This is a genomic window from Streptomyces sp. RPT161 (assembly GCF_027533845.1).
Classification (GTDB): Bacteria; Actinomycetota; Actinomycetes; order Streptomycetales; family Streptomycetaceae; genus Streptantibioticus_A; species Streptantibioticus_A silvisoli_A.
In genome coordinates, this window is record NZ_JAPZVN010000113.1 from 1 (window position 1) to 466 (window position 466).

Consider the following 466-nt stretch of genomic DNA (forward strand, 5'->3'; position numbering starts at 1 on the left):
GCCGCGTAGTTGGCGGAGGCGGTGATGTTGGCGACCGGGTCGTAGATGTTCGAGGAGGTACCGGCCACGTGGTAGGCCTTGAACGTGGGGTCGATCACCTGCATGAGGCCCTTGGAGGGGGTGCCGATCTTGGCGTTGGAGTCCCAGTTGTTGATGGCGTTGGGGTTGCCTGCGGACTCGCGCATGAGGTTGCGGTGGATGCCGTCGTAGCTGCCGGGGATGCCCTTGTCGTGCATGACGACCAGGGCCTGCTTGATCCAGCTGTCGACGCTGCCGCTCTGGGTGGCCGCCGATGCGCTCGGGGCGCCGGCGGTCGCGGCGAGTACCGACAGGCCGGTGGCGGCGAGGCCGCTGAGGGCGAAGGTACGGGCCTTGGTCAGGCGGCGGGTCGAGGGCTTGGTGAAGCGCAGCATGCGAGGGGTACCTCTTTCGTCGGGGACTCCAAAAGCATTAACCAGGCATTAGG

Annotated in this window: 1 protein-coding gene; it reads right to left on the bottom strand. The window is 66.5% G+C overall.

Annotated features, from left to right (window positions below; translation table 11 throughout):
- Positions 1-413, bottom strand: a 413-nt coding sequence (locus O5O46_RS35145; RefSeq protein ID WP_269859751.1) for a transglycosylase SLT domain-containing protein, incomplete at its 3' end; no start/stop codon positions are given.
- Between the last annotated feature and the right edge of the window lie 53 nt (positions 414-466).